Below are 22,034 nucleotides of genomic sequence, written 5' to 3'. Positions count from 1 at the left end.
AACCTTGCGGTCAACGGCGACCGGCAGCAGGACACCGCGATGTCCCATCGCCGCCCACCCGCGAATTGCCGGACGGGCCAACGCGCGGCGTTGGCTCCACCCACGTTCTTCCCCGAGGTAAAGGTTCATGGATTTCGGGATGCTGCCGCCGGAGGTCACTTCGGCGCTGATCCACTCTGGGCCCGGCGCCTGGTCATGGATCGCGGCCGCCGGCGCCTGGCAGGAGCTCAGCATGGAGCTCGAGCAATCCGCGGCCGGCTACAGCGCGGAGCTGTCGTGGCTGATGACGACGTGGCACGGCCCGTCCGCCTTGGCGATGGCCCAAGCGCTGGAACCCTATCTGGACTGGCTGCGCGTCACCGCGCAGCAGTGCCAGGAGGTCGCCACCTCGGTGCAGGTGATGAGCGCGGCGTTCGAGTTGACGCACTGGACGGTGGTGCATCCCTCGCTGGTGGCCGCCAACCGCGCGCGGCTGGCGATGTTGCTGGCCACCAACTTCTTCGGGATCAACTACCCGGCGATCGCCGAAACCGAGGCCGAGTACAACACCATGTGGGTGAACAACTCGGCGGCGATGGTCCGCTACGCCGCGACCTCGGCGAGCACCGTGCAACCGCCCTCGTTCGTGCCGCCGCCGCAGGTCGCCAATCCCACTGGCGGGACGACGCAGGCCGCCCTGGTGCCGGCCGTGACCACGACCAATTCCGGTGTGCAGGCCGCAGCCGCCGGCACCAGCCAGAGCACCGGCATCGGCGGCACCCTCCAGGCCGCCTCCCTCGCCTTCTTCGATCCCAACTCGGGCTGGTTCAAATACTGGAGCACGTGGGGGTGGCAGGGCATCGCCGCGGCCGGGTTCCCGATCAACCTTCTCGGCGTGTGGGCCCAATTGAGCACCGCGAACGCGTTTCAGTCGCTGGGCGCCGACGTTGGGACCGGCCTGGCCGAGGGCACGGCCGCGCTTGCGTCGTCCGAGACGCAGCTGATCAACGCGGTCAGCGCGGCCGGATCGTGGGCGCCCCGCGCGGCGCTGGGCGTCGGCATTTCACTCGGGAACCTGACCATGCCGCCCGCGACGGTGGGAATGCTGGGCTCGTCGGCGCCGGTGCAACTGGTGTCAGCGGCCTCCGCGCTGCCCGCAGGGGCCGGCCAGACGCCGATGCTGCCGATGGTCCCGATGCGCCCGGGGGGCGGCTCGGCGGACGGTCGCCGGCGTAAGGGGGGACGTGACTACGACGATATTGAGTACGGCGCGGAGCTGCCCGGCACTGTGATGCACAGGCCGCCGTCGGCGGGATAGCGCTGGTTGGGCGACTCCATCATGCGGTTGCGGACGATGTGTTCGACGAGGATGGGGACGAAGGTCTGCACCGGTGCGTCGATGAATCGTTGCGCAGTCTCCTCGCACCAGCGCCTGATCTGAGCCGTGCGCCGCTCGTCACCGAGCCCCTCGTGACGGGCCAGCTTGTCGGCCACGTCGGCGACCGACCTCCCCACGGTGACCCGGACGGCCGGGGACACCACGGCGTCGGCGGGCGCCCGCACCGCGTCGAGTGCCCGGCGGGCGACGTCCTCGTCGGTGTCCGGCCGGATGACGTGCAGGGTGATGTGGCGGCCGTTCTCGCCCATCACGATGACGCTGGCCTCCTCGCCATTGATAAAGCCCAGTAATTCGATTGGGTGCCCGTCGATTTCAACCAGCGGCGGTGTCTCGTGCCAGGCGTTGCGGCGGTAGCCCACCATGACGATCTGCCCCAGCCGGTCGGACAACGACGCCACCAGGCCCGGCAACTCGCCGGCCAGGTTTGTCGACCGTGGCCACCAGGCGCCGTCGATGTGCTCGGATACAGCCCGATATGTCTTGAGCTGCAACCGGTTTGATTGCTCCATGTCACCCACCTGCTCACCGAATCTCCCGGATCGGCCTGACGGCCCCCCGCAACATCAAGACCACCACGGATAGTCGGCGACCGCGGCGCCAGCGAGTGGCTGGCGGGTTTACCGATCGTGAATATCGATTGAGAAGATGGCGTGATGCAGATCGCATCGAGTATCCAGGGCCGGGTGTGGCGCGGTGGCAAGGCGCAGGACGACTTCGAGTTCGACAAGATCTCGGACTACCTCACCGAACCCGACACCCTGGTGTGGGCCGACCTGTGCGAACCGGACCACGACACGCTGTGCGGGCTGGCTGACGAACTCGGCCTGAACCGCTGGGCGGTCGAAGACGCCGTGGCGGCCGCCGAGCGGGTCAAGGCCACCGCCTACGAAAGCCACACCTTCTTCACCGTCTACGCCGTGCACGTCGCCACGGACACCGCCGATACCGGCGAGCGGATGCTGTCGATGCAACGCATTTCGGGATTCGTGCTGCCGCAGGGGCTGATCACCGTGCGCCTGACGCCCGACTTCGACATGACGCAGGTGACCCGGCGGTGGCAGGAGATCGGCGGCCAGAGCTACGGCGTCGGTGCACTGGTGCACGGCCTGCTCGACGTGGTGGTGGACAGCCATTTCACCGCCGTGGAGGCCCTCGATGACTGCATCGAAGCCATCGAGGACGAGCTGTTCGACGGCGGGCCGCGCAAGGGAATCTTTCAGCGCCACACCTTCCGGCTGCGCAGGGACCTGGTGAACCTGCGCCGCGTCGCCCTGCCGATGCGCGAAGTCGTCAACGCGATTGTGCATCATCGTGTTTCGGACGGCTCCGATCGCCGGCTGGACCCGCTGTACGCCGACCTGTACGACCACGTGCTGCGGGTGTCCGAATGGACGGAATCCTTGCGCGACATGATCACAACCATTTTCGAGACCAACCTGTCGTTGCAGGACGCCCGGTTGAACATCGTCATGAAGAAGCTGACGGGATGGGCCGCGATCATCGCAGTGCCGACGGCGATCACGGGTTTCTACGGGCAGAACGTGCCCTACCCGGGCTTCGGCACGCACGCCGGATTCGCGGCCAGTACCGGCGTGATAGCCGTCTTGATGGTGGTGCTCTACGTGATGTTCAAGCGTCGCGACTGGCTGTAGGCCGCGATTACCGCCCGATGGGCGGGGCCGAAATGCCTTGCTGGATGCCCCGATTGATCTTGTCCCGCACGGCGGGGCTGCCCGGTGAATCGGAATCCTTACAGGCGCAGCCGAGATGGCTGAACGGATTGGGGTCGGTGGTGGCCGATGCCGTGGCCGCGCTGGAAACGCCGAGAGCGATCGCGATACCCGCAACACCGACCAAAAGTTTCAAAATCATTTTCGGCCTTGAACTTCTTCGTTTCGGATACCTGAAATTCTATCCGCGATTGCATCACGAGTCTGTCAACCGGCGGTAACTTTCAGGACCCGGACGATGCCGCCGCATCCGCGTACTTCGGGCAGTACGCCTTGATGCTGACCCCGACGAAATAGCCGGCGTGATAGCTGTCCAGGGTGCTGCTGGACAACACGCTGTTGGCGACCTGTTCGGGTGTCTGGCCCATATCGAGTTCGTGACACACGGTGTGCCCGGAATTGACCGCGGCGTCGGGTGACTCGTAATTGATGCCCTTGGCTTTCAGGGCGGCCAGGAAGGCATCGTCGGGATTGGTGGCGTGCGCGGTGGCGGACGCGGCCAGCACGCCGAGCAACGCGGCCACCGGCACCACGCCGATCGCCAGGAGCGACAGCGCCCGGGTGGGCTTGCGCATCTGGGTGGTCGTCATTTCTGATACTCCCGTGGAACAGAAGTGCCGTTGCTTGCTGAAGGCGGGGCTAGTTCGAATGTTTGCATGTCGCGGAGGCGCCAGGTGCCGGATCGCCGATAATGCGGTGTGTGCCACACAAGGGTTTGCTCCGGCGTCGGACACGCGTTACCGGCGAGCCCTCGTCGACGCGCCGTCGGTGATCTGACGGCATGGCATACGCGCGGTGGCTGTGGCTCGCTGTGGTGGCGATATGCGTGGTCGGCTGCGGTGTGCGGCACGTGTCGGCGGCCAGCGCTCGAGACATTTCCGGCACCTTTCGATCCGGCGGCATGGACCGAACCTACAGGGTGCACGTGCCGGCGGGCGACCCCGTCGGGCTGGTGCTCAGTTTGCACGGGGGCGGCGGCACCGGGATCTCGCAGCGCGGCCTGACGGGCTTCGACAGCGTTGCTGATGCCCACAACCTGTTGGTGGCCTACCCCGACGGCTACGACAAGAGCTGGGCAGACGGGCGCGGTGCCTCGCCCGCCGATCGCCGCCACATCGACGATGTGGCCTTTCTGGCCGGACTGGTGAACAAGCTGCAGAACGACTACGGCATCGCGCCCGGGCACGTGTTCGTCACCGGGATGTCCAACGGCGGCTTCATGACCAACCGGCTGGCGTGCGACCGCGCCGACCTGTTCGCCGCGGTCGCCCCGGTGGCCGGCACCCTGGGCGTGGGGGTGGCCTGCAAACCTTCACAGCCGGTTTCGGTCTGGGAAGCCCACGGCACCGCCGACCCGCTGGTGCCGTTCAAGGGTGGGGCGGTGCGCGGGCGCGGCGGGGTCAGCCACTCCATCTCGGTGGACACCATGGTCGCCAAGTGGCGCTCGGCCGACGGGTGCCAGGGCGAGCCGGCCATGGAGGCGCTGCCCGACGTCCGCGACGGCACCGTCGTGCGCCGCTACGAGTCCACGGGATGCGCGGCGAACACCGAGGTGGTGTTCTACAAGATCGACAGCGGCGGCCACACCTGGCCGGGCGGAAAGCAATATCTGCCCGCGGCCGTCATCGGCCCCACCACCCGCGCGCTCGACGGGTCCGAGGCCATCGCCCAGTTCTTCCTCGCGCACGCCCGGGACTAGCGGCGATCGCAAGCGCGGCGAAGCCGGGCGCTGCGGGTCGCCGCCATCGGGACTAGCGGCGCCTCAGCGCTGGCAGGACGGGCACCAGTACGTCACCCGTTCGCCGGAGTCGTCGAAGTTGATCCGGGTGCCGCAGCGGCGGCAGGGCTGCCCGGATCGCCCGTAGACCCACAGCTGGCGTCCGGTTCGGGTGTCGCCGGTGGTGCACCGGTTCCAGCGGAAGCGATTGAGCCACAACATGTCCCGCGCGCGCGAGACCAGCCGACGGGGGTCGGCGATGTCGCGCACCGGCGCGGTGGGCAGATGCCCGGAAAGGAAACACAATTCGTTGCAGTAGACGTTGCCGACCCCGGCCAGCACCCGCTGGTCCAGCAGCGCCTCGGCGATCGGCCGGTCCGGGTCGGCCGTCAGGTTGGCGGCGGCGAGCGCGGGATCCCAATCCTCGCCCAGCAGATCGGGGCCCAGATGCGCCACGGCGTCACCGTCACGCTCGCGCTCCAGGACCTCCAGCACGCCGAGGTCCACGCCGACGGCGCGGACGCTGTCGGTTTCCAGGATGATGCGCGCACGGTGGTCGACCCGTGCCGGGCGCTTGCCGACCCGCCAGCTGCCGTCCATCTTCAGGTGCGAGTGAATGCTGGCGGCTCCGACCCGGATGAACAGGTGCTTCCCGCGGCTGAGCACCTCGTCGACCACCTGCCCGGTGAGATCGACGGTGGCGAACCGCGGCACCCGGATGTCACAGCGGGTCAGGGTGCCGCCGACCAGGTGCTCGCGCAGCACGGCGGCGGTGTGCCAGACGGTGTCGCCTTCGGGCATGTCAGCGCAGCCGCATTCCGCGCGGGGTGCGGGCGAACCCGGCGTCGGAGAGCGCGTCGGCCGGGCCGGGCCCGTCCGCGCGGGGCTGCAGGGCCGGTACCCCGTCGATGCGTTCGACCAGGATCGACGCGACGCGCCGCGACGCGACCAGGTCCGCCAGCGCCGTCGCCGCGGCGTGATTGGCGGCCGGGTCGTCGGTGAAGGTGAGCAGTGACCGCCCGCCCCGCTCGAGGAACCAGGCCAGCTCGCCGTCCACCAGCACCACCAGCGCACCGGCCTTGCGGCCCGGGCGTGCCCCCGTCCCCCCGGACCCCGAGTCCTCGCCGCGGGGGCCGGGCCAGGGCAGCGCGGCGCCGTAGGGGTTGGCCGGGTCCGCGGCGGCCAGCGCGATCGCCCGGTACTCGGGCCGTTCCGGGTCGATTCCGTCGGAGTAGGCGCGCAGCCGGTCAACCGTCGACGCGACCGCGAACTGCGCGCCGCCCAACGACTCGATGAAGTAGCCGCGCTGGCATCGGCCGGCGTCCTCGAAGGTGCTCAGCACCTTGTACAGGGTGGCGAACCCGCCGGGCACGCCCTCGGCGGTCACCGCGCCCCGGGTCAGCACGCCGTGGCGGCCCAGCAGGAGCTCGGCCTGGTAGTGGGCGCGCAGCGTGGAGTCCGGTTCCGGGGCGGGCAGAATCGACCACCGGCCGGCCACCGTCGGGTCGGCGGGCCGCGACTGCGGGTGCGCGATGCTGTGTCGGCTCAGTCGCGGCGGGCGGTGCGACCGGTGCGCGGGCGCGGAGCGCTTGCGGGTGCCGGCGCCCCCGAGCAGGGCGCGCACCGGGGCGAAGGTATCGCCGGTGATCCAGCCGGCCCAGATCAGTTCCCACAGCGCGGATTTGAGCTCGGACTCAGGTATCCCGTCCTGCGTGAGCTGGCGGAAGAAGTAGGCTCCCCCCGGCGCCAGCGTGTCCAGGACGGCGCGGTGGGCGTCGCCCAGTTCGATGTCGGCCGGCCCGGGCAGCGTCAGCGGCGCGGATTCGCTGGGGTGCAACGCGATCCAGCCGTCGCCACTGGAGATCGACCCGGCCCCTGACCAGGTGACCTCGCCGGTGGCGAGCAACTCGTCGAGCAGCGCGGGGGAGTAGTCGCGGATCCGAGGGGAGAGCACCAGCGGCTCGATCGCCGAAGCGGGCATCTTCACCCCGGCAAGCTGATCGATCACCGTCATAAGGCCGTCCAGCCCGGAATGGCTTGGGGAGCGCGACGATTCGGCCGCCGCCACCCGATGCCAGGCCGGCAGGAACCGGCCGTAGGCGGCCGTGCTGACCGGCTCGACCTGGGCCCGCAGCGCCGCCAGCGACCGTCGCCGCAGGATGCGCAGCACGTCGGCGTCACACCACTGCTCACCCCCGGCCACCGGGGCCCCGGGCATTTCCGCCGCGGCGACGAAGTCGCCGCGCACCAGCCGGCCGTCACCGGCCAGCCGGCCCAAGATGTCGGCGGTCACCCGCAGCCCCAGCCCGAACCGGGCGGCGGCCTCGCCGGTGGTGAACGGGGTATGGGTGCGCGCGTAGCGGCCCAGCAACTCGCCCAGCGGGTCGGCCACCTCCTCGGTGAAGGCGGCCGGCACGCCCAACGGAACCGCGATGCCGATGCCGTCGCGCAGGCGGCCGATGTCCTCGATGGCCACCCACCAGCTGCGGCCGGCGAACGACACCGTCAGCGCGCGCCGGGCCGCGCGCAGCCCTTCCAGCCAGCCGCCCACGTCGGCGCCGCCGGCGCGGGCGGCCACCTCCTCCTCGGTCAGCGGGCCCAGCAGCCGCAGCAGGTCCGCGACGCCCTCGGCGTCGCGGGCGGCCCGGTCCGGTGCGAGGTGCTGAAGCTGGCGGCCGGTGGCGGCGATGATGTCGGGATCGAGCAGGTCGCGCAGCTCCACCCGACCCAGCAGCTCGGCCAACAGCGTGCTGTCCAGCGACAGCGCCGCGGCCCGGCGCTCCGCCAGCGGGCTGTCGCCTTCGTACATGAAGGCGCCGACGTAGCCGAACAGCAGCGACGCCGCGAACGGTGACGGCCGCTGCGTCTCGACCTCGAGCACCCGCACCCGCCGGTGCGCGATGCCGGTCATCAGCAGGGTCAGGGCCGGGACGTCGTAGACGTCCTGCAGGCATTCGCGGATGGTCTCCAGCACCACCGGGAAGTCGGGGTATTTGCGGGCCACCTCCAGCAGCTGGGCGGCGCGCTGGCGCTGCTGCCACAAAGGCGAGCGGCGGCCCGGGTGCCGGCGCGGCAGCAGCAGGGCGCGCGCCGCGCACTCGCGGAACCGCGACGCGAACAGCGCCGAGCCACCCACCTCGGCGGTGACGATCGGGTCGATCTCCTCGGCGTCGAAGACGAAAAGGTCGGCGCCGGGCGGGCCATCACCGGTGTCGGGCAGTCGCACCACGACGCCGTCGTCGGACGCGGTGGGCTTCTCGTCGATGCCGTAGCGCTCGCGCAGCCGGCGGGCCACCGCCAGCGCCAGCGGCCCGTTCACGGGAAGCCCGTACGGCGAGTGCAGGATCACCCGCCAGTCACCCAGTTCGTCGCGGAACCGCTCGACCAGCAGGGTGGTGTCGGTGGGCACCACCCCGGCGGCGCTGCGCTGCTCGTCGAGCAGACCCCACAGGTTGTCGGTGGCGTATGCGTCGAAACCCAGTTCGGCGCAACGGGTGTCGAACGCCTCACGCTTCAGCCCGGCCAGCTCGCCGGTGAACGCGCCGAGCGCGGCGCCCAGCTCGGCCGGGCGGCCCAGCCCGTCGCCGCGCCAGAACGGCAACCGGGCCGGCTGGCCGGGTGCGGGGACGACGAGTACCCGGTCGTGGGTGATCTCGGTGATGCGCCAGCTGGTGGCGCCCAGCGAGATGACGTCGCCAGGGCGCGACTCGTAAACCATCTCCTCTTCGAGTTCACCTACCCGCGAAGGCTTTTCGGCCTCGGAGGCGAGGTAGACGGTGAACAGCCCGCGATCGGGGATGGCGCCGCCGGAGGTCACGGCCAGCCGCTGCGCGCCGGGCCGCGCGGTCAGCGTGCCGGTGTCGCGATCGTAGACCAACCGCGGTCGCAGCTCGGCGAATTCGGTGGACGGGTACTTGCCGCTCAACAGGTCCAGGGTGGCCTCGTACACGCTGCGCGGCAGCGTCGCGAACGGGGCGGACCGCCGGACCGTGTCGAACCACCGGTCGGCGTCCAACGGTTCCAGCGCGGCCGCCGCCACGGTCTGCTGCGCCAGGATGTCGAGCGGATTGGCGGGCACCCGCATGGTTTCGATCTGGCCGGTCAGCATGCGCTGGACGCTGACCGCGCAGCCGATCAGGTCGGTGCGGTGCTTGGGGAACAGCACGCCCCGCGAAACCTCGCCCACCTGGTGGCCGGCCCGGCCGATGCGCTGCAGGCCGCTGGCCACCGACGGCGGCGCCTCCACCTGGATCACCAGATCGACCGCACCCATGTCGATACCCAGCTCCAGGCTCGAGGTCGCCACCACCGCCTTGAGCGTTCCGCGTTTGAGGTCCTCTTCGACCAGGGCGCGCTGTTCCTTGCTGACCGAACCGTGGTGGGCGCGGGCCAGAATCGGGTCCGCGCCGTAGGTCTGGCCGCTGCCCATGATGTGCGCCGGGGCTCCCCCGGCCACCTTCGGATTGGCGTCGGTGGACAGTTCGACGCCGCAGCGTTCGGCGTGAATCTCGTTGAGCCGGGCGGTGAGCCGCTCGGCCAGCCGGCGGGAGTTGGCGAAGACGATGGTGGAATTGTGCGATTCGATCAGGTCGACCAGGCGGTTCTCCACGTCGGGCCAGATGGTGTTGTTGGCCAGGTTGGCCATGTCGGGCACCGGCACCTGAACGGTGAGCTCGACTGTCTTGGCCGACGGCGGGGCCACGATGGTCGTCGGCGCCTGCCCGGACAGGAATCGGGCGAGTTCCTCGGGCGGGCGCACCGTGGCCGACAACCCGATGCGCTGGGCCGGCTTGTCCTCCCGCAGCGCGTCGAGGCGCTCCAGCGACACGGCCAGGTGCGCACCGCGCTTGCCGGCGGCGATGGCGTGGATCTCGTCCACGATCACGGTCTGCACACCGGCCAACGTCTCGCGCGCGGCCGAGGTGAGCATCAGAAACAGCGACTCGGGTGTGGTGATCAGCACGTCGGGCGGGCGGTTGATCAGCTGACGACGGGCGGCGGGCGGGGTGTCGCCGGAGCGGACCCCGACGCTGATGTCCGGGGCAGGCAGGCCCTGACGCTCGGCGATGCGGGTGAGGCCGGCCAGGGGGGTGCGCAGGTTGCGTTCGACGTCGACGGCCAGCGCCTTGAGCGGGGAGACGTAGAGCACGCGGGTGCCGGGCGGGCGCTCCGTCGAGCCGGCCAGGCTGTCCAGCGCCCACAGGAACGCCGCCAGCGTCTTACCTGAGCCGGTCGGGGCGATCACCAGGGTGTTGTGGCCGTCGGCGATCGCGTTCCAGGCCTCGGCCTGGGCGGTGGTGGGGGAGTCGAAGGTGCTGGTGAACCACTCGCGGGTGATGGCGCTGAACCGGCCCAATGGGTCGGAACGGCCGGGCGGCCCGGAATCAGCGCGAGTGCTCACCTATCCATGGTGCCAACGGGCACCGACAAGGCACCGGCTAGCGCGGCTCGAGGCGAGCGGTCGACATCGCGTGGGACAGCTCCCCGGGAATCTCGGGCACCCGGGCGATGGCGTCGAACAGTGAGTGTGCGCACGCGTCGGCGAGGCGATCGGCGTCGGTCGTGGGGTCGATGATGCGCTGCCGGCACAGCTCGAAGGTGAACGCCAGCCAGCCGTGGCAGATCACCCGCAGGTCGCGCTCGACGTCGGGCTCGAGCTTGCGGGCGGGCGTCTTGGCCACGAGGTCGGTGATGCGGGTCATGATGTGTTCGAGCTGACGGTTCTTGGCTTCGTCGTCGACGCCCAACAGGACCGGGTCGGAACGGCCCAAACCGACGTACGCGGCCCACGCGGCCTCGGGATTCTGCTCGTGGTAGGCCATGTAGGCCATCACACCGGTTCTGACCTCTTCATACATGGTCAAGCCGGTGGCGTCGTCCATGTTGGTGTTCTCGTACAGGCGGTCGGCCTCGTCTTTCACCACCGCCGCGAAGAATGCCCGCTTGTCCGGGAAATAGTGGTACATCAGGGCGCGCGATACCCCGGCGCGTTCCGCAATCTCGTCGATGCGGACCTCGTCGTAGGGTCGCTTCCCAAACACCTCTGCCCCTAAAGCGAGCAGCTCAGCGCGTCGGTCCTCGGGGGACAAGCGCCTGCGGGCTGTCGGCATGTGTCAGATAGTACTCATACGACATGAGACGCCAACCACATTCGATTCATCCGAACTTCACACCCTGGGCCAGCGGCAACTCGCCGGAATAATTGACGGTATTGGTACTTTGGCGCATGTAAGCCTTCCACGAGTCGGTGCCGGATTCGCGGCCGCCGCCGGTCTCCTTCTCGCCGCCGAACGCGCCGCCGATCTCCGCGCCTGACGTGCCGATGTTGACATTGGCGATTCCGCAGTCGGATTCGGCCAGGAACCGCTCGGCCTCCCGCAGGTCGGTGGTGAAAATGGCCGACGAAAGACCTTGCGGCACGGCATTATTGAGCGCAATCGCGTCATCCAGTTCGTCGTAGGTCAGCACGTAGAGGATGGGCGCGAACGTCTCGGCCGCCACGATGGCGGTCTGCGCGGGCATCCGCACCAGGGCCGGCGCGACGTAGTAGGAACTCGGGTGTTCGGCGGCACCGGGGTGGGTGCGCGCGCCGCCGATTACCTCACCGCCGTCGGCGCGCGCCTGCTCCAGCGCGCCCACCATGTCGCGGTAGGCGGTCTCGTGGATCAGCGGCCCGACCAGGGTGCCCGGTGCGGCCGGGTCGCCGATCCGCAGCTGCGCGAAGGCGGACGCGACGCGCGCGACGACCTCGTCGGCGACCGAGCGGTGCACGATCAGCCGACGCAGGCTGGTGCAGCGTTGACCGGCGGTGCCGGCCGCGGCGAACACCACCGCGCGCACCGCGAGGTCCAGGTCGGCCGACGGCGTCACGATGGCGGCGTTGTTGCCACCCAGTTCCAGCAGCACCCGGCCGAACCGGGCGGCGACGCGGGGGCCGACGGCCCGGCCCATCCGGACCGAACCGGTCGCAGACACCAGCGCGATGCGCGGGTCGTCCACCAGCAGCTCGCCCAGGTCGCGGTCACCCAGCACCAGGGAGCTCACCGCGGGTGGTGCGCCCACGTCGGCCGCGGCCCGTGCGATCAGCCACTGGGTGGCCAGCGCCGTCAACGGCGTCAGCTCCGAGGGCTTCCACACCACCGGGTCCCCGCACACCAGTGCCAGCGCGGCGTTCCAGGCCCAGACCGCGACCGGGAAGTTGAACGCGGTGATCACCCCGACGACACCGAGCGGATGCCACGTCTCCAGCAGTCGATGGCCGGGGCGCTCCGAGGCGATGGTGCGGCCGTAGAGCTGACGCGACAGGCCGACGGCGAACTGGCAGATGTCGATCATCTCCTGCACCTCGCCGGCGGCCTCGGAGGTGATCTTGCCGACCTCGATCGTCACCAGGGTGGCCAGCTCGTCCTTGTGCTCGGTCAGCAGCTCGCCGAGCCGCAAGACCAGCGCGCCGCGAACCGGGGCCGGGGTGGCGCGCCACACCGAAAACGCTTGCGCAGCATCCGATATCGCCTGCTCGGACTGCTCGGGGGTGGTCGGCGCGACGGTGAACAGGACCTCGCCGGTGATCGGTGTGCTGGCCGGCATCCCGTGGGCGTCCGGCTCGCCGAGGGCGACGTCGGCCCCCATCGCCCGCAGGGCGTCACGCGCCCGGGCGCGCAGGTCGTCGGCTGTCGGCATGGTCATCGCGTTGCCTCCTGGGAGAGCGCTTCGTATATCGGGTAGGGGTCGTAGATCTCGCGGCCCATGGACCCGGCCAGCCACTGGGCGTCGTAGCCGGAATCGTCGACGGCACAACGGTTCCCGAAACCGGCGGACGAGTCCAGGTTCGACCGGAAGATGCCCGCCGCCGAGGCGGGCAGGAAGTCCTCGTAGACGATCGGCGCCGACGGGTCGCCGCCGCGGTAGTAGGCCAGTCCCGCGGCGGCCATCTCCGCGTCGGTGCGTGGGAAGTAGTCCGCCCACACCGCGGCCGGATCGGCGGCGGCCATCGCGGCGTCGTAGTGTTCGCGGCCCTTGGGCGTCAGTGCGACGCCGCGCGCCTCCACCTCGCCGAACCGCACCCGCAGCGTTGCATCGATGATGCGGCCATCCTCGCCGCGGAAGCGGCGCGGTTCGGCCAGAGCACGAAAGGACGTCTGGCGCAACAGGACCGCCGGTCCGTCGGTGCGCGGCGGCCCCTGGATGGCGTCGATCATGGTGATGCCGCGCCGGGTCATCCGCCGGTACAGGTCGTCGATGTCGAGCACCCGGGGCGTCAGGTGGTTGATGTGGGTGGAGCCGACGCCCGCGATGTCGGCGGCCACCGCGGAGACCCGCGCCAATTCGGCGTACCAGGACCGCTCGATGGGCTCGCCGGACAACGCGAAGGCCGCCACCGCCGCCGTGACGAACGGCCGCGCCGCGTCGGCATCGCAGCCGCCCTGGCCGGCGATGACTCGCGCCCGCGCCACCACGGTGGGGTCGAACAGCCGGCGCCGCGCCAGGAAGGTGTCGACGCGGCGGCGCAGGTCGCGGTCGAAGTAGCGCGGGTCGCGGGTGGCCAGCATCGAGGTGAACACCCGGAACGGGTTGCGCGACAACTCGGTTGCGTCGATGGGCCGGAAGGCGGTCGAGACCACCGGGACGGGTGACGCCGCACAACGCAGGTCGTAGTAGCCCACCGGCAGCATGCCGAACGCGGCGAAAAGGTCTGCCACGTCGGCCAGTTCGGCCGGGCTGCCCACCCGGATGGCGCCGTGCCGCTCGGCCGTGACCCGCCGCAGCGAGCCCAACCGTTCGGCATCGGCATGACGCGCCGCGTAATCGGCGTTGACCCGCTCGCTGACCTCGACCAGGGTGCCGTAGGCGGGCACCTCGGCCGCATACATGGCCGACAGGCCCGCGGCGAACTGTGCCCGAAGCTGCCAGGTTTCCAGCCATTTCGTGCGGGTCACGACGGGCCGTTCCTGCGATAGTCTCCGGCCATGAGTGAGACGCTCGACGAGGTCGACCGGATTCTGGTGCGCGAGCTGGTCGCCGACGGCCGTGCGACGCTGGCGGAGCTGGCCGCCAGCGCCCGGCTGTCGGTCTCGGCGGTGCAGTCGCGGGTGCGCAGGCTCGAGGCGCGCGGCGTCATCGCGGGATACGCGGCGCGCATCGACCCGGAGGCGGTCGGACACCTGCTGTCGGCGTTCGTGGCCATCACTCCCTTGGATCCCTCTCAACCCGATGATGCGCCCGCCCGCCTCGAGCACATCGAGGAGATCGAATCGTGTCACTCGGTGGCCGGCGAGGAAAGCTACGTCCTGCTGGTGCGCGTTCCGTCCGCCCGGGCGCTGGAGGACCTGCTGCAGCGGATCCGGACCACGGCGAACGTCAGGACGCGAAGCACCATCATATTGAATACTTTTTACGCTGATAGGCAACGAATACCATAAAATATACGGTATAGCCCTCATAATTCCGTAAAAATCGGCTACCATGGCGCCATGACCGCCACCCTGGAACGCTTCACCTGCACCGAGCCGGACCGGGTCCACGAGGTGCTGGCGCGCAGCATTTTGGTCGACGGCTTCGACTTCGTGCTCGACCTGGTCCGCTCGGCCGGCTCCTACCTGTACGACGCCCGTGACGGCCGGCGCTACCTGGACATGTTCACCTTCTTCGCCTCGTCGCCGCTGGGCATGAATCACCCCGCGCTGGCCGATGACCAGGAATTTCGCGCCGAGCTGGCGCAGGCCGCCCTGAACAAGCCCAGCAACTCCGACGTCTACTCGGTGGCGATGGCCCGCTTCGTGCAGACGTTCGCCCGGGTACTGGGTGACCCGGCGCTGCCGCACCTGTTCTTCGTCGACGGTGGCGCGCTCGCGGTGGAGAACGCGCTCAAGGTGGCGTTCGACTGGAAGAGCCGGTTCAACGAAGCGCGCGGGATCGACCCCGCGCTGGGCACCCGGGTGCTGCACCTGCGCGGCGCGTTCCACGGCCGCAGCGGATACACGCTGTCGCTGACCAACACCAAGCAGGTCACGGTGGCCCGCTTCCCCAAGTTCGACTGGCCCCGCATCGACGCCCCGTTCCTCCGGCCCGGCCTGGACGACGCGGCCATCGCGGCGCTGGAGGCCGAGTCGCTGCGCCAGGCCCGCGCGGCCTTCGAGTCCCACCCGCACGACATCGCCTGCTTCGTGGCCGAACCCATCCAGGGCGAGGGCGGCGACCGTCACTTCCGGCCCGAGTTCTTCGCGGCCATGCGCGAGCTGTGCGACGAGTACCACGCCTTGCTGATCTTCGACGAGGTGCAGACCGGCTGCGGCCTGACCGGAACGCCTTGGGCTTACCAGCAATTGGGCGTGCAACCCGACGTGGTGGCGTTCGGCAAGAAGACCCAGGTGTGCGGGGTCATGGCCGGCCGCCGGGTCGACGAGGTCCGCGACAACGTGTTCGCGGTGTCCTCCCGGGTGAACTCGACGTGGGGCGGCAACCTGGCCGACATGGTGCGCGCCCGCCGAATCTTGGAGGTGGTCGAGGCCGACGGACTGTTCGACCGGGCCGCCGAACGAGGGGCCTACCTGCATGCGCGCCTCGACGAGCTCGCCGGCGAATTTCCCGGCCTGGTGCTCGACCCCCGCGGCCGTGGCCTGATGTGTGCGTTCAGCGTGCCGACCAACGCCGACCGCGACGCGCTGATCCGCCTGCTGTGGCGCCAAGCGGTGATCGTGCTGCCCTCGGGACACGACGGTGTCCGGTTCCGTCCGGCGCTGACCGTCTCGCGCGCGGAGATCGACGCAGCCCTGCGCGCCGTGCGCGCCGCGCTGCGGGCCCTGCGCTAGGGCCTTGACCTCACATCGAGCGCGTTTACCCCGGTTTGCTGCGGGGTATTTGTTCCGTGCGCCTTCCGCTGCTACCAGCGCGGTGATGATGCCCGGTAACTAATGCGACGTAGCGAGCGATGTACCAAGCGCGGGCCCCTGAGGGAGGTGACCAACGATGCAGAAAGCGGATGCTCGATCCGGCGGTGACCGCTTGGGTCAGGAGGACGGCGAGGTGCATGCCGCCATCCGGTTTGCCGTGCTGTCCACGCTGGCCGCGGTCGGCTTCCTCTTGATCGCCGCGGTGTGGGTGAGCACCTGCCCGGGGGTCAGCGTGGACACGGTGGCGTGTGGCGCGCCGCAGCGCACCCTGCTGGCGTTGGGGGGCCCGCTGATCGCGCTCGCCGCCGGGATCTGGGCGTTTGTGCGCACCTATCTGGTGTGGAAGGCCCGGGGCACGTGGTGGGGATGGCACGGCGCGGGCTGGTTCCTGCTGACCGCGATGGCGCTGATGGTCGCGATGGGTGTCGCTCCGATCGCCGGGCTGGTGCTGGCTCTTTAGGTTTGTTCTCCCGCGATCTAACGTTGATGGTGCGGTGAGGAGCAGCCATGGGAGACACCTACCACGACCCCGTCGACCATCTGAGGACCACGCGGCCGCTGGCCGGCGAGTCGCTGATCGACGTCCTGCACTGGCCCGGGTATCTCTTGGTCGTCGCGGGCGTGATCGGGGCCTGCGGCAGTCTTGCGGCCTTCGGCAGCGGACATCACCACGTGGGCGTGACGGCGGGGATCGTCGCGGTCATCGCCGCTGTGCTCGGGCTGGCGTGGCTCGCGGTGGAGCACCGCAGGATTCGCCGGATCGCCGATCGCTGGTACGCCGAGCATCCCGAGGTGCACCGGCAGTGGCCGGCCAGCTGACACCCGCCGCCGACTAGCGTAGTGCGCGCTTTCTCGCGGCTTTTTCGGCGGTGACCTGCCACGACGCGGGGCGGTGTGAAATTTTGCTTGAAAGGTAATTCCGAGGTTACGGGCGCTGACTTGTGGGTATCAGGTTTGCACCATGATGAGTGCCGGAACGGTTGCGTTAGCGTGGTCACCCCATCGTGGGGAACAAGATTGCGAGCACACCGACATATATGCCTACTCCAACTATGCCTACTGCAACGACTATCGATATGACCACCGTGTCCCCGGCGATCACCGCGACGCGCCTTCACCGGCGCGTCGCGACTGTGTCGGTGGTGTCAGGCCCGCCCGCGGCGGGCCGAATACCCGGCGGCGATCATGACTAACCGGCTCGATCGCGAGGTCCACGGCGGACTGCGAAGCAGTAGTAGTGTCAGTCGAACATTGCCGGGAGACCATATGAAGGATGCTGGATTGCACGCTACTGAGCGTCCGCGCGGCCATCGCGCCGTCGAGCTTCACGTTGCTGCGCGACTGGAGAACCTGGCAATGCTGCGCACCCTGGTCGGTGCCATCGGCACCTTCGAGGACCTGGATTTCGATGCGGTGGCGGACCTGCGGCTCGCGGTCGACGAAGTGTGCACCCGGTTGATTCGTTCGGCCACTCCCGACGCGACCCTGATCGTCGTGGTCGATCCGCAGGATGACCAATTGGTGGTGGAAGCTTCCGCGGCCTGCGACACCCACGATGTAGTGGCGCCCGGAAGCTTCAGTTGGCACGTGCTGACGTCGCTCGCCGACGACGTCCAGACTTTCCATGACGGTCGCGAACCCAATGAAACCGGCAGTGTGTTCGGCATCACACTGACGGCGCGACGGGCGGCCTCCAGCAGGTGACAGCGCGAGCTGCCGGCGGTTCGGTATCGCGTCCGAACGAATACGCCGATGTTCCGGACATGTTCCGTGAGTTGGCGACCGTCACGCCGGACTCGATGGAATTTCAACGTCAACGGGACAAGATCGTCGAGCGGTGCCTACCGCTCGCCGATCACATCGCGCGTCGCTTCGAGGGCCGCGGCGAACCGCGTGACGACCTGGTTCAGGTGGCCCGCGTCGGGTTGGTCAACGCGGTGGTCCGCTTCGACGTCGACGCCGGCTCGGACTTCGTCTCCTTCGCGGTGCCCACGATCATGGGCGAGGTCCGCCGCCACTTCCGCGACAACAGCTGGTCGGTCAAGGTCCCGCGGCGGCTGAAGGAACTGCACCTGCGGCTGGGCACCGCCACCGCCGACCTGTCGCAGCGGCTTGGCCGCGCGCCCACCGCGACCGAACTCGCCGCGGAACTCGACATGGACCGCGAAGAGGTCGTCGAGGGCCTGGTGGCCGGCAGCTCGTACAACACCCTGTCCATCGACAGCGGTGGCGGCGGCGAGGAGGAGGAAGCCCGCGCGATCGCGGACACCCTCGGCGACGTCGACACCGGCCTGGACCGCATCGAGGATCAGGAAGCGCTGCGTCCGCTGCTCGAGGCGCTGCCCGAGCGCGAGCGAACCGTGTTGGTGCTGCGATTCTTCGAGTCGATGACGCAGACGCAGATCGCCGAGCGGGTCGGCATCTCCCAGATGCACGTGTCGCGGTTGCTGGCGAAGTCGCTAACGCGGCTCCGTGACCAGCTGCAGTAGCGGCCGGGGCTCTTCCTCAACCCACAGCGGTTCCAGCAGCGGCTCGGCCTGCTGCGTCGTCACCGGCAGGGTGCCGTCCGGGTCGCAGACCCGCAGTAACCTGGCCACCGCCGGGCTCGGCGCCATGGCCCAGGACACCTGGGCGGCCGAGCATTTCACGTTGATTCGGTGCAGCGCCGAAAAGCCCGCGGTACCAATGAATTTCAGGCCGCGCAGGTCGAGGACCATCCGCCGGGAGCGGTTGGTGCTCTGCGCCACGTACGCCACGAGCTGATCGGTGTTGGCCGCGTCGAGCTCGCCGTCCACCGTGATCAAGGTGCCCGTCGGGCCCCAGCGGGCGGTGAATTGTGCTGTGCGGCTTTGCTGCCAAGATTGCGCCACAGACATCGCTGACTCCATCCATCGAGGAGGATTCCTCCTGTGGATACGTCAGCCACGCGCACAACGTTCGGAGAAGGAGGGAATTCCGCCTACCCCCACGTCACTGACGTATCCCGGGCGGCTGTGAACTCAACCTTGACCGAAACCCTACTCGCGATGGCCAGGGCCGACAACGCTGTCTGACAAAACTCTCAGGGAGCTTTACTTGATCTCGGCGAGCACGGTGCCCTGAGTGATGGCTGCGCCCGGCTCGACCGCAAGTCCGGTGATGACACCGTCCTTGTGCGCGGTCACCGGGTTCTCCATCTTCATCGCCTCGAGCACCACCACCAGATCGCCCGCGGCAACCTCCTGGCCTTCCTCGACGGCGACCTTGACGACGGTGCCCTGCATGGGAGCGGTCACCGCGTCGCCCGAGGCGGCCGCACCCGCGTGCGACCCGCGCTTGCGCGGCTTCGGCTTTTTGCGGATGACACCGGCCGGGTCGGCCGCCCCGCCGCTGGACAGCGCCAGGTCGCCGGGCAGCGACACCTCGAGCCGGCGCCCGCCGACCTCCACGACCACCTTCTGTCGGGGCCGGGCGTCCTCTTCGTCCAGCGGCTCGCCGCCGGTGAACGGTTCGATGGTGTTGTCCCACTCGGTCTCGATCCAGCGGGTGTGCACCGAGAAGCCGTCGCCGTCACCGATGAACGCCGGGTCGGACACCACGGCGCGGTGGAACGGGATGACCGTGGCCAGGCCTTCGACGTGGAATTCGTCCAGGGCCCGGCGGGAGCGGGCCAGCGCCTCCTCGCGGGTGGCGCCGTACACGATCAGCTTGGACAGCATCGAGTCGAACTGGCCGCCGATGACCGAACCGGCCTCGACGCCCGAGTCCAGCCGGACGCCGGGCCCGGTCGGGATGTCGTAACGGGTGACCGGGCCGGGGGCGGGCAGGAAGCCGCGCCCGGCGTCCTCGCCGTTGATCCGGAACTCGATAGCGTGCCCGCGCGGCGTGGGGTCCTCGGTGAGGTCCAGCTTCTCGCCGTTGGCGATCTTGAACTGCTGCAGCACCAGGTCGATGCCGGCGGTCTCCTCGGTGACCGGGTGCTCGACCTGCAGACGGGTGTTGACCTCCAGGAAGGAGATCAGGCCGTCCTGGCCGACCAGGTACTCGACGGTCCCGGCGCCGTAGTAGTGCGCCTCCTTGCAGATCCGCTTGGCCGACTCGTGGATCTCCTTGCGCTGCGCGTCGGTCAGGAACGGCGCGGGAGCCTCTTCCACCAGCTTCTGGAACCGACGCTGCAGCGAGCAGTCGCGGGTGCCGGCGACGATGACGTTGCCGTGCTGGTCGGCGATCACCTGCGCCTCGACGTGGCGCGGCTTGTCCAGGTAGCGCTCGACGAAGCACTCGCCGCGGCCGAACGCCGCGACGGCCTCACGGGTGGCCGACTCGAACAGCTCGGGGATCTCTTCGATGGTGCGGGCCACCTTCATGCCGCGGCCGCCGCCGCCGAACGCCGCCTTGATGGCGATCGGCACGCCGTACTCCTTGGCGAAGGCCACCACCTCGTCGGCGTCCTTCACCGGATCCGGGGTGCCGGGCACCAGTGGGGCCTGCGCGCGGGCGGCGATGTGGCGGGCGGTGACCTTGTCACCGAGGTCGCGGATGGACTGCGGGCTGGGCCCGATCCAGATCAGGTTCGCGTCCAGGACCGCCTGCGCGAAATCGGCGTTCTCGGAAAGGAAGCCGTAGCCGGGGTGAACGGCATTGGCGCCCGACTTGGCCGCCGCGTCAAGGAGTTTGCCGAAGTCCAGGTAGGACTCCGCCGACGTCTGACCGCCCAGAGCGAACGCCTCGTCGGCCAGACGCACGTGCGGCGCGTCGGCGTCGGGCTCGGCGTACACCGCCACGCTGGACAGGCCCGCATCGCGGGCCGCGCGGATCACCCGGACAGCGATTTCGCCGCGGTTGGCGACGAGCACCTTGGAGATCCTCGAGCTGGCGTGATTAGCCACTGCGCCTCCTGTTTGGCATATCCGCAGACGCATTTCTGCGGGCTTCTCTAAGAGAATTTCTTACAACGAGTTCTCGGGAAGTCTAAGCGCCACGCCGTTCGGCCCGACGAGGCGGTCCACCTTTTTTCAGGACGCCTCGCGCAGCCTGCGCTTGATGCGGGCGAGCATCGCCGACAGGCCGCGCAGCCGCAGCGGGCTGATCAGAGCGGCCAGCCCGAGGTCGGCGTAGAAATCCTCGGGCACCGCCAGAATGTCGGCGGCCGGCTGTTCGTCGAGACCGGTGGCCAGAATCGACGCGAACCCACGCGTGGTGGGCGATTCGGCGGGCGCGCTGAAGTGCAGCCGCACCCGCTCGGGGTCGCTGGCGTCGACATGCAGGAACAGCGGGGTCTGGCATTCGGGCACCGGTTCCATCGCCGCCTGTTCGAGGCCGGGCGGCAGCGCCGGGAGTTCGTTGGCGAACTCCAGCAGCAGCGCCAGCTTGTCCTGGCCCTCGACCTCGGCGAAGTCGGACACCACTTCGGCCAGCGGCGCGGGCATGCTCATCGCGACGCCATCAGACTTCGACGGTGCCCGGCTCTTCACCCGCCACGATCGGCGTGCGCACGGTGTTGCCCCACTCGGTCCACGAACCGTCGTAGTTGCGCACCCCGGGCTTGCCCAGCAGATGCGTCAGCACGAACCAGGTGTGGCTGGACCGCTCGCCGATGCGGCAGTACACGACGGTCTTGTCGTCCGGTTGCAGGAAGCCGTAGAGCTCCTCGAGCTCCTCGCGGCTGCGGAACCGGCCGTTCTCGTCGGCGGCCTTGGCCCACGGAATCGACCGGGCGGTGGGGATGTGTCCGCCGCGCAGCACGCCTTCCTCGGGGTAGTCCGGCATATGCGTGCGCTTGCCGGTGTACTCGTCCGGCGAGCGCACGTCGATCAGCGGCTGGCTGCCCAGAATGCCCAGCACCTCGTCCTTGAAGGCTCGGATGGGCGCGTCGTTGCGGGTGACGACGGGGTAGCCGCTGGACGTCTTGGTGGGCACGTCCAGGGTGGTCTCCCGGCGTTCGGCCAGCCACAGGTCACGGCCGCCGTTGAGCAGCCGCACGTCGGGGTGGCCGAACAGCGTGAACACCCACAGCGCGTAGGCCGCCCACCAGTTGCTCTTGTCGCCGTAGATCACCACGGTGTCGTCGCGGGCGATGCCCTTGCGGTCCATCAGCTGCGCGAACTGTTCGCCGTTGATGTAATCGCGGACGCGGGGATCGTTGAGGTCGGTGTGCCAGTCGACCTTCACCGCGCCGGGGATGTGACCGACGTCGTAGAGCAGAACGTCCTCGTCGGATTCGACGATCGCCAGGCCGGGGGTGCCTTGGTTGGCCGACAGCCAGTCGGCGGTGACCAGGCGCTCGGGGTGGGCGTAGGCCGACAATGTCGGGCTTGGATCGGGTGGTAATGCCACACCAC

The 22,034-nt window shown here is 69.4% G+C and carries 21 protein-coding genes; 10 read left to right on the top strand and 11 right to left on the bottom strand.

The genetic code is table 11. The features are described 5' to 3' along the window. Positions 1–127: 127 nt before the first annotated feature. The gene (locus MTY59_RS02385; protein ID WP_221044255.1) at positions 128–1,297 is read left to right on the top strand and encodes a PPE family protein; all 1,170 of its coding nucleotides are present in this window, start codon (positions 128–130) and stop codon (positions 1,295–1,297) included. Here MTY59_RS02385 and MTY59_RS02380 read toward each other — a convergent pair. Further along, the gene (locus MTY59_RS02380; protein WP_221044254.1) at positions 1,228–1,887 is read right to left on the bottom strand and encodes a DUF5994 family protein; all 660 of its coding nucleotides are present in this window, start codon (positions 1,885–1,887) and stop codon (positions 1,228–1,230) included. The genes MTY59_RS02385 and MTY59_RS02380 overlap by 70 nt on opposite strands. A 144-nt stretch (positions 1,888–2,031) precedes the next feature. Here MTY59_RS02380 and MTY59_RS02375 point away from each other — a divergent pair, with 144 nt between their 5' ends. Next, a complete protein-coding gene (locus MTY59_RS02375; protein ID WP_221046221.1) occupies positions 2,032–3,030 on the top strand; it encodes a magnesium transporter CorA family protein in 999 nt (332 codons plus the stop codon). A 17-nt stretch (positions 3,031–3,047) separates the two neighbouring features. Next, positions 3,048–3,329, top strand: coding sequence for a hypothetical protein (locus tag MTY59_RS02370; RefSeq protein ID WP_221044253.1), 282 nt, complete (start codon positions 3,048–3,050; stop codon positions 3,327–3,329). A 3-nt stretch (positions 3,330–3,332) separates the two neighbouring features. On the opposite strand, the gene MTY59_RS02365 is transcribed toward MTY59_RS02370, so the two are convergent. Further along, positions 3,333–3,698, bottom strand: coding sequence for a DUF732 domain-containing protein (locus tag MTY59_RS02365; protein WP_221044252.1), 366 nt, complete (start codon positions 3,696–3,698; stop codon positions 3,333–3,335). Between the two features lie 191 nt (positions 3,699–3,889). Here MTY59_RS02365 and MTY59_RS02360 point away from each other — a divergent pair, with 191 nt between their 5' ends. After that, positions 3,890–4,807 (top strand): extracellular catalytic domain type 1 short-chain-length polyhydroxyalkanoate depolymerase, encoded by a 918-nt coding sequence (locus tag MTY59_RS02360; RefSeq protein ID WP_221044251.1) that lies wholly within the window; start codon positions 3,890–3,892, stop codon positions 4,805–4,807. A 63-nt stretch (positions 4,808–4,870) separates the two neighbouring features. On the opposite strand, the gene nei2 is transcribed toward MTY59_RS02360, so the two are convergent. The 5 genes from nei2 to hglS are packed head-to-tail and all read right to left on the bottom strand — an operon-like array spanning position 4,871 to position 13,761. Further along, a complete protein-coding gene (nei2, locus tag MTY59_RS02355; RefSeq protein WP_221044250.1) occupies positions 4,871–5,626 on the bottom strand; it encodes an endonuclease VIII Nei2 in 756 nt (251 codons plus the stop codon). A gap of 1 nt (position 5,627) precedes the next feature. Next, on the bottom strand, positions 5,628–10,226 hold the full coding sequence (locus tag MTY59_RS02350; RefSeq protein WP_431190728.1) for an ATP-dependent helicase: 4,599 nt from the start codon (positions 10,224–10,226) through the stop codon (positions 5,628–5,630). A 37-nt stretch (positions 10,227–10,263) separates the two neighbouring features. Next, a complete protein-coding gene (locus MTY59_RS02345) occupies positions 10,264–10,935 on the bottom strand; it encodes a TetR/AcrR family transcriptional regulator (protein ID WP_221044249.1) in 672 nt (223 codons plus the stop codon). A 46-nt stretch (positions 10,936–10,981) separates the two neighbouring features. After that, entirely contained in the window at positions 10,982–12,511 is a 1,530-nt protein-coding gene (gene amaB / locus MTY59_RS02340) for an L-piperidine-6-carboxylate dehydrogenase (RefSeq protein ID WP_221044248.1), read from the bottom strand. After that, the gene (hglS, locus tag MTY59_RS02335; RefSeq protein ID WP_221044247.1) at positions 12,508–13,761 is read right to left on the bottom strand and encodes a 2-oxoadipate dioxygenase/decarboxylase; all 1,254 of its coding nucleotides are present in this window, start codon (positions 13,759–13,761) and stop codon (positions 12,508–12,510) included. The genes amaB and hglS overlap by 4 nt, the downstream gene beginning before the upstream one ends. Before the next feature lie 30 nt (positions 13,762–13,791). On the opposite strand from hglS, the gene MTY59_RS02330 reads away from it, so the two are divergent. The 6 genes from MTY59_RS02330 to MTY59_RS02305 all read left to right on the top strand — a co-directional run bounded on the left by MTY59_RS02330 (position 13,792) and on the right by MTY59_RS02305 (position 18,203). Beyond that, positions 13,792–14,244 carry an Lrp/AsnC family transcriptional regulator gene (locus tag MTY59_RS02330; RefSeq protein ID WP_221044246.1) on the top strand — a complete coding sequence of 151 codons (453 nt, stop codon included), beginning with the start codon at positions 13,792–13,794 and terminating at the stop codon, positions 14,242–14,244. Between the two features lie 51 nt (positions 14,245–14,295). Further along, complete coding sequence (gene lat, locus MTY59_RS02325) at positions 14,296–15,633, top strand: L-lysine 6-transaminase (protein WP_221044245.1); 1,338 nt, start codon at positions 14,296–14,298, stop codon at positions 15,631–15,633. 157 nt (positions 15,634–15,790) lie between these two features. Beyond that, on the top strand, positions 15,791–16,174 hold the full coding sequence (locus MTY59_RS02320; RefSeq protein ID WP_221044244.1) for a hypothetical protein: 384 nt from the start codon (positions 15,791–15,793) through the stop codon (positions 16,172–16,174). A gap of 47 nt (positions 16,175–16,221) precedes the next feature. After that, complete coding sequence (gene usfY / locus MTY59_RS02315) at positions 16,222–16,533, top strand: protein UsfY (RefSeq protein WP_221044243.1); 312 nt, start codon at positions 16,222–16,224, stop codon at positions 16,531–16,533. 447 nt (positions 16,534–16,980) lie between these two features. Then, the gene (locus MTY59_RS02310) at positions 16,981–17,418 is read left to right on the top strand and encodes an ATP-binding protein (RefSeq protein WP_221046219.1); all 438 of its coding nucleotides are present in this window, start codon (positions 16,981–16,983) and stop codon (positions 17,416–17,418) included. After that, positions 17,415–18,203, top strand: a complete 789-nt coding sequence (locus MTY59_RS02305; RefSeq protein ID WP_221044242.1) for an RNA polymerase sigma factor SigF — start codon at positions 17,415–17,417, stop codon at positions 18,201–18,203. Before MTY59_RS02310 ends, MTY59_RS02305 begins: the two co-directional genes overlap by 4 nt. Here MTY59_RS02305 and MTY59_RS02300 read toward each other — a convergent pair. From MTY59_RS02300 to MTY59_RS02285, 4 genes are all read right to left on the bottom strand, one after another. Beyond that, positions 18,174–18,602 (bottom strand): STAS domain-containing protein, encoded by a 429-nt coding sequence (locus MTY59_RS02300; protein ID WP_221044241.1) that lies wholly within the window; start codon positions 18,600–18,602, stop codon positions 18,174–18,176. The two genes, MTY59_RS02305 and MTY59_RS02300, sit on opposite strands and share 30 nt — an antisense overlap. Before the next feature lie 183 nt (positions 18,603–18,785). After that, entirely contained in the window at positions 18,786–20,582 is a 1,797-nt protein-coding gene (locus MTY59_RS02295) for an acetyl/propionyl/methylcrotonyl-CoA carboxylase subunit alpha (RefSeq protein ID WP_221044240.1), read from the bottom strand. 126 nt (positions 20,583–20,708) lie between these two features. Then, positions 20,709–21,128, bottom strand: a complete 420-nt coding sequence (locus tag MTY59_RS02290) for a SufE family protein (RefSeq protein ID WP_221044239.1) — start codon at positions 21,126–21,128, stop codon at positions 20,709–20,711. A 10-nt stretch (positions 21,129–21,138) separates the two neighbouring features. After that, the gene (locus MTY59_RS02285) at positions 21,139–22,029 is read right to left on the bottom strand and encodes a sulfurtransferase (RefSeq protein WP_221044238.1); all 891 of its coding nucleotides are present in this window, start codon (positions 22,027–22,029) and stop codon (positions 21,139–21,141) included. Positions 22,030–22,034 lie beyond the last annotated feature (5 nt).

Source organism: Mycobacterium senriense, assembly GCF_019668465.1.
Taxonomy (GTDB): Bacteria; Actinomycetota; Actinomycetes; order Mycobacteriales; family Mycobacteriaceae; genus Mycobacterium; species Mycobacterium senriense.
Note: the sequence above shows the minus strand (reverse complement) of the source record. Positions and strands in the feature narration are given on the sequence as shown.

Bases quoted from the DNA above. Each gene is read 5' to 3' on its own strand.
- MTY59_RS02385 (WP_221044255.1), top strand. From the start codon at position 128: ATGGATTTCGGGATGCTGCCGCCGGAGGTCACTTCGGCGCTGATCCAC.
- MTY59_RS02380 (WP_221044254.1), bottom strand. From the start codon at position 1,887: ATGGAGCAATCAAACCGGTTGCAGCTCAAGACATATCGGGCTGTATCC.
- MTY59_RS02375 (WP_221046221.1), top strand. From the start codon at position 2,032: ATGCAGATCGCATCGAGTATCCAGGGCCGGGTGTGGCGCGGTGGCAAG.
- MTY59_RS02370 (WP_221044253.1), top strand. From the start codon at position 3,048: ATGGGCGGGGCCGAAATGCCTTGCTGGATGCCCCGATTGATCTTGTCC.
- MTY59_RS02365 (WP_221044252.1), bottom strand. From the start codon at position 3,698: ATGACGACCACCCAGATGCGCAAGCCCACCCGGGCGCTGTCGCTCCTG.
- MTY59_RS02360 (WP_221044251.1), top strand. From the start codon at position 3,890: ATGGCATACGCGCGGTGGCTGTGGCTCGCTGTGGTGGCGATATGCGTG.
- nei2 (WP_221044250.1), bottom strand. From the start codon at position 5,626: ATGCCCGAAGGCGACACCGTCTGGCACACCGCCGCCGTGCTGCGCGAG.
- MTY59_RS02345 (WP_221044249.1), bottom strand. From the start codon at position 10,935: ATGCCGACAGCCCGCAGGCGCTTGTCCCCCGAGGACCGACGCGCTGAG.
- amaB (WP_221044248.1), bottom strand. From the start codon at position 12,511: ATGACCATGCCGACAGCCGACGACCTGCGCGCCCGGGCGCGTGACGCC.
- MTY59_RS02330 (WP_221044246.1), top strand. From the start codon at position 13,792: ATGAGTGAGACGCTCGACGAGGTCGACCGGATTCTGGTGCGCGAGCTG.
- lat (WP_221044245.1), top strand. From the start codon at position 14,296: ATGACCGCCACCCTGGAACGCTTCACCTGCACCGAGCCGGACCGGGTC.
- MTY59_RS02320 (WP_221044244.1), top strand. From the start codon at position 15,791: ATGCAGAAAGCGGATGCTCGATCCGGCGGTGACCGCTTGGGTCAGGAG.
- usfY (WP_221044243.1), top strand. From the start codon at position 16,222: ATGGGAGACACCTACCACGACCCCGTCGACCATCTGAGGACCACGCGG.
- MTY59_RS02310 (WP_221046219.1), top strand. From the start codon at position 16,981: ATGAAGGATGCTGGATTGCACGCTACTGAGCGTCCGCGCGGCCATCGC.
- MTY59_RS02300 (WP_221044241.1), bottom strand. From the start codon at position 18,602: ATGGAGTCAGCGATGTCTGTGGCGCAATCTTGGCAGCAAAGCCGCACA.
- MTY59_RS02290 (WP_221044239.1), bottom strand. From the start codon at position 21,128: ATGAGCATGCCCGCGCCGCTGGCCGAAGTGGTGTCCGACTTCGCCGAG.